Genomic DNA, 5,550 nt, shown 5'->3' on the forward strand with positions numbered 1-5,550 from the left:
TCTGCCTTCTTCAATTATGAATAAACAATAGTACCTTTAAACCCTGTGGCAGAAAGCAAAAAATATATTTTCTTCCTTCTGCCATCTGCGGGGCCCCACAAATTCGCGATTCGGAGAGCGAATTTGTGGGGAACCCCTTCTGCCCTCTGCCGTCTGCCTTATCTTCGCCCTGCAAGCTGTGCAACCATTGCTACTAACTCTGTTGGTTCAGCCAATTTATGCAAGTGCGATTGGAAACCTGCTTTTAGTGCCTTTGCTCGGTCTTCGGCGAGATAAGCAGTCAAGGCAGCAGTGGGAATGTGCCATCCTTTCTCGGCTTCTATTGCCCGGACTTTCTGAATTAAAGCATAGCCGTCTTCATCAGGCATTCTGATATCACTGATTATGACATCGGGGCGCGATCGCTCCAGCACAGAAAGCGCTTCCGCTACTGAGGCAACCGCTGTTACTGAAATTCCATGTTGCTCTAACACTACAGTAATAAACTCGCGGGCATCGGCTTCATCATCCACAAATAGTACCCGCAAGCCATCCAGCGAATGAGGAGTTTCTATAGCTGCTGCCAGAGGCAGCAGCTGACGTGCTGTTACTGATTGTGGTTGTAAATTCACCTGCTTGTACTTAGTGACATCCCGTATACTAAGCTGTAGCGAAACCAGTGGTCCAGAAGTATTGCGGATAGGTGCTACCATCAGCGAAGCGTCAAAAGGTTGACCGCCACGCGGACACATAACTGTTTCCCACTCTTGCACAGAATCTACCAGGGACAGTTGGTTCAGTTTGCTACGAAAGACCGAACGCTCTGTCTCAGGGACAAAAAGTGCTAATGGTTTGCCTATTAGGAAACTGTGCAACACGTTGAATAATGTGGCAGCAGCGCGGTTGGCTTTTAGAATCACTCCTTGAGGATTTGTTAGCAAATAGGCATCAGGTGCAAATTGGAATAGCTCGTAATAAAACTGAGATTCGACTGCTAAATGCTCACTCTGCTGCTGCAATTCTTCCTCAATGACTTCTATTACTTCTAAATTTGCTTGCATTTCTTCTTGGGATAATTGCAAGTTTTCTAGGGAGGCAGTAATTTTCTCAAGCGCTTCAGCTACCTCTTCCTCCTGTGTTGACAACGGCATCATGTATTTATGTAGAACTTCTATCTGCTGCCGGATAATTTGAATATAGTGGATAAATTTATCTTCGCTCACAAATAGTTTGCCTATTGTTAATTGGTAATGGGTAATGGGTAATGGGTAATTGGGATATTCCTAATAGTTATTATCGTAGTCGGAATATAAATTAATTATCTGAACTTGATATTGCTTGCGTAGGCAATAGACTTCTTGTAAAAGCCGAATAAACCCCCCTTAATCCCCCCGTTTCGGGGGGAAAATCTTACTCCCTCCCCACCCCCTCGCTCCCCCGAAACGGGACGCCAGGTGCTACTAAGTGTTTAAGCAGACACGATATGAATTCTATATTTAAGTTTAATCTAACGACTAGAGTGTTACAGGGTGAACTGGCCAGTAGTATAGATAAATTAACCAATGGGATAATTACCCGGGTTGACAGCATGAATAAATTCACTACCTGAGGTAGGAAAACCTCGTTTATAACATGCTTCTTGTGGTTGACCCCATCCCAACTGCAAAATTATTTCTAAAAAGTTAGATTTTTCAAAACAACATATATTTGCCCATTCTGTTCTTTGGGCAATTCTATCAACGTCAGCTTTAATTATTTGTTGATATTGTTTACTGTTATTAACACTCAAATATAAATCCATTTCTAAAGTTACTTCATTCCAAAATTCCAATATTGAACTTTTTGCTGCTTTTAATATATCTAAGTCACCAGATAAAGCTATTAATTGCGAATCTACTTCGGGATAACTAATGGTTTTGCCTTTAACAGTTAATTCACGCCAAATAATGCCAGAAACGAGATATTCTTTTTGATATTCATGGATAGCTGCTTTAAAATCTTGATAGGCGGTGAACTTTTGCAGCCCATCAGTTCTGATAAATTGATCAATCACAGGATTGCCAGAGACATTTACCTCTAATTTGAGGCGATCGCCCTTCAAGCAAGCTTGGCGTTCGGCTGCCAAAATATTGATTAGCTCCTCTGTAGTATAAACCTTTGACACCATAAAGCACTTCATTAGTCAATGGTCAATGGTCAAGATTCAAGGGTCAATGGTCAATGGTTATTCTCCTTTAATTTTTATGCTTATTTGGATATTTTCTCTGATACTTTTTGAATATGCAGTAGCAAGTTGTACTAAAAATGTGGGGCAGACTAAATTTGTCTGCCCCAAGATTTATTCTGTCAACTCACTGTTTAACTCATTAAAGGAGCGGCGTTTTAATTCTACTGTTTGGGATAGTGGTAATAAATCAAACACTTCCCGCAGTCGATCATCTACTTCTTCATACGGTACTTGGCCTGTCTTATTTAAGACTACTTGACCAGACTGATCAAACAGGGCAATTTGGGGAACAGCACCAGAGTAATAATAACCTGGCTCTGTGGGATTATAAGTTTGGGTGGGTAAAATCGTATCTACGCTGACGGGAATTATCTCTGTAGCTGCACCATAAAATGCTTGCAAACGCGAGACAACAATTGCATATTCTTTGCAATCACTGCTGTCATCTACGTAGAAGACCAGTAATGCTGGTTTATGTTCCTTTAAGGCTGTTGCTAGTGTAGCTCTAGGTGGAACCAGTGAACCATTACCAGCATAAACCACAAAGACATTACCATCATATTTGTCATCTTTAAGACCTGCAAAGGCTGGTGACATACTTAGGGAGATTAGGCACACAAGCAGCAAAAAAACGGACAAAAAACGCCGCCACTTAAGAAAAGATTTGGGTAAAAATTGCAACTTTATGCCTTTCATCAAAAGGAACCTTTTAATCTCTATTTTTTGTCAGTGGATGCTGAATTCAGCACATAATATTATGACGCTTGCTACCAATTTTTAAGATAACGCTTCTTGTGGTGGGATTGACGTGATCGCTTATTTTTCATTTCTAGTAGTTCACCATATTGATTTTGATAGTTTGGCCAGATCCCCGACTTCTTCAAGAAGTCGGGGATCTGACCCCTTGCAACTCCTCAAAACTTATGTGGTGGACTAGTAGTGCGATCGCCTCTGATCTCTCCCCACCTCCCCATCTCCCCACCTCCCCACTGCCCCACCTCCCCACTGCCCCTAATCCCCACTCCCTTGGGGGAGTGGGGGCCGGTGAGTTCCCCATCTCCCCACACTCCCCACCTCATCCCTACTCGCCTTGCAACTTCTGCAACTCCTCCGGTGTAAACGGGTTCTTACCTGCCTTTAAATCTTTCACCCAACTTTGCCGTTTTGCTTTCGCCTGGGGATCATCAATCGATTTGATATATGCTTCAAAATCTTCAATTGCGGCCTTGGTGTCGCCAGTTAATGCCCTTGCCAAACCGCGACTATCACGGATATTGCCATCATCGGGTATGAGGGACACAGCTTTTTCACAGGCAAACATCACATCTTTGGCGTAACCACGTAAACCACCTTCCCAACACAGGCTATTCCAAGAATGAGCTAAAGTGTCTTTTGTTGGCTGTAATTTTTCAATTTCTGTGTATGTTGCCACAGCTTTTGTGAAATCACCCTGTTTTAAATAATCTTCAGCTTCCAGTCTTAAATATTCAGCCCTAAGTAGTTTGGCAACGGCTTCGGCATTATCTTGTAAACCATCAGTATCTGGATCGAGGTCAATTTTTGCATCTAGTTGCTGTGCTTGTTTAAACTTGGTAACCGTACCAGAAAAATCGCCCTGCTTTGCTAATTCTCTACCTTGAGTGACATAGGCTGGTGCAGCCTTCAGTTTGGGATTAATCTCTAACTTAGAATCCCATGCTTGCGCCTTTTTAAACTTAGCAATTGCATCCTCATAGTTACCCTCTATTGCCAACTTTTCACCTTGGACAACTAAAGTGGGGGCTGCTGCTAAAAACAGAGATTGATTTTGGCAAACTTTGAGTTTTTCTAAAGTCTCTGGATTACTGATCAAATAAGGTTGTAGTCTGTTACAACCCAGCGAAAGAACATCATCTATATTAAGACGCCAAAGTTTGATTGTCTTGTCACTACTGCCAGAAGCAAGAATTTTACCATCACCGCTAAAGGCGACGCTGTTGACTGAAGCAGAATGTCCTGTCAAAGTGCGAAATTCTTTGCCACTGCTGACATTCCAAAGTTTAATAGTATTGTCAGCACTGCCAGAAGCCAGTGTCTTACCATCCTGGTTAAATGTGATGCTTGTAAGATAATCGTTATGACCTGTCAGGGTTTTGATGACTTTGCCATCTCTGACATCCCAAAGTTTGATTGTCTTGTCCGAACTCGCAGAAGCAATTGTCTTGCCATCTGGGCTAAATGTGATGCTATATACGGCATCACTATGCCCAAAAGTTTTAAGAAGTTGACCAGTGGTAACATCCCAAAGTTTGATCGTCTTGTTAAGACTTCCAGAAGCAATAGTCTTACCATCTGGACTAAATTTGACACTAGAGACTGTCCCGTAATGCCCAGTGAAAGTTTTGATTGCTTCACCTGTAGTAATATCCCAGAGTTTGATTGTCTGATCAGTACTGCCAGAAGCTAATGTTTTACCATTTGGACTAAATATGACACTCAAGACCACATCGTCATGTCCAGTTAGGGTTTTGATGACTTTGTTTGTAGTGGTATCCCAAAGTTTAATTGTTTTGTCATCGCTACCAGAAGCAATCATCTTGCCATCTGGGCTAAATACTACACTTCTGACTGTATTGTCATGCCCGATGAGGGTGTTGATAGCTTTGCCATCTGCAACATTCCAGAGTTTAATAACGTTGTCATCACTACTAGAGGCAACTGTTTTACCATCCGGGCTAAACACAACCTTTGTTAGGAAATCAACACTCTTGGTAAGAGTTTTGCTATTGCTGCTGGTGACATCCCAAATTTTAATTGTTTTGTCATTGCTGCTAGAAGCAATTGTTTTACCATCTGGGCTAAATACAACGTTTGTAATATGACTGGTATGTCCGGTGAGAGTTTTAATGAGTTTGCTGGTAGTAACATCCCAGAGTTTGACTGTACTATCATCACCGGAAATAATCATGTTGCCATCAGGACTAAATGCGACACTTGTGACTCCAGTGTCATAGCCAGTCAAAGTTCTGGCTTTACCTGTAGTAACATCCCAAAATTTAATCGTTTTGTCGTCGCTAGCGGAAGCAATCAGATTGCCATCTGGGCTAAATACCACGCTATTGACTGTATCGACGTGTCCAGTTAACGTTTTAATCGCTTTGCCAGCTACGACATCCCAGAGTTTAATCGTTTGGTCAACACTACCAGAAGCAATTGTCTTACCATCTGGACTAAATGTAATGCTATTGACTGTACCTTCATGCCCGGTAAGGGTTTTGATAATTTGACCTGTGGTGATATCCCAGAGTTTGATTGTGTTATCGACACTACTAGAAGCAATTGTTTTACCATCCGGGCTAAACACC

At 42.0% G+C, this 5,550-nt stretch carries 5 protein-coding genes; all 5 read right to left on the minus strand.

Annotated features, from left to right (window positions below):
- Positions 1-158 precede the first annotated feature (158 nt).
- Positions 159-1,202, minus strand: a complete 1,044-nt coding sequence (locus tag UYI_RS0107535; RefSeq protein WP_026085806.1) for a response regulator — start codon at positions 1,200-1,202, stop codon at positions 159-161.
- A gap of 332 nt (positions 1,203-1,534) precedes the next feature.
- A complete protein-coding gene (locus UYI_RS0107540; protein WP_026085807.1) occupies positions 1,535-2,143 on the minus strand; it encodes a hypothetical protein in 609 nt (202 codons plus the stop codon).
- 174 nt (positions 2,144-2,317) lie between these two features.
- Positions 2,318-2,902, minus strand: a complete 585-nt coding sequence (locus UYI_RS0107545) for a thylakoid membrane photosystem I accumulation factor (RefSeq protein WP_026085808.1) — start codon at positions 2,900-2,902, stop codon at positions 2,318-2,320.
- A 184-nt stretch (positions 2,903-3,086) separates the two neighbouring features.
- Positions 3,087-3,263 carry a hypothetical protein gene (locus tag UYI_RS36615; protein ID WP_157226310.1) on the minus strand — a complete coding sequence of 59 codons (177 nt, stop codon included), beginning with the start codon at positions 3,261-3,263 and terminating at the stop codon, positions 3,087-3,089.
- Between the two features lie 24 nt (positions 3,264-3,287).
- A partial coding sequence (locus UYI_RS32160; RefSeq protein ID WP_016866073.1) for a WD40 domain-containing protein occupies positions 3,288-5,550 on the minus strand: 2,263 nt, incomplete at its 5' end.

Source organism: Fischerella muscicola PCC 7414 (assembly GCF_000317205.1).
Classification (GTDB): Bacteria; Cyanobacteriota; Cyanobacteriia; order Cyanobacteriales; family Nostocaceae; genus Fischerella; species Fischerella muscicola.

Coding starts and splice junctions, on each gene's coding strand:
- UYI_RS36615 (WP_157226310.1), bottom strand. CDS start 3,263: ATGGGGAACTCACCGGCCCCCACTCCCCCAAGGGAGTGGGGATTAGGG.
- UYI_RS0107545 (WP_026085808.1), bottom strand. CDS start 2,902: ATGAAAGGCATAAAGTTGCAATTTTTACCCAAATCTTTTCTTAAGTGG.